General features: G+C 46.2%; 1 rRNA gene. It reads left to right on the top strand.

From position 1 onward, the window contains the following. Positions 1–176 precede the first annotated feature (176 nt). Positions 177–249: ribosomal RNA gene (rrf, locus tag EXT43_RS20575) — 5S ribosomal RNA — on the top strand; the annotation flags it as partial.

Here is a 249-nt window from a genome sequence, read left to right as displayed (position 1 = left end):
AGTTACTAAAGTAGATTTTACGAAGCTGTAAGCCATAAGCTTTAAGCTGTAAGAAAGTATCAGATTTCCAGATTTATGTAGGGTGAACCGCAACGCTTAACGCGAAATCAGTTCACCTTGCGCAAAGGACTCGTAAGCGCTACGCGCTTTGTCGAGAATCCTTTCCACGCCTTTTGCTTGGTGACAATAGCGTTTTGGACCCACCTGACCCCATGCCGAACTCAGTAGTGAAACGAAACAGCGCCGATG

The sequence above is a fragment of the Pseudoalteromonas sp. CO109Y genome (genome assembly GCF_004208935.1).
Taxonomy (GTDB): domain Bacteria; phylum Pseudomonadota; class Gammaproteobacteria; order Enterobacterales; family Alteromonadaceae; genus Pseudoalteromonas; species Pseudoalteromonas shioyasakiensis.
This window is presented reverse-complemented; position numbering and strand designations above follow the sequence as displayed.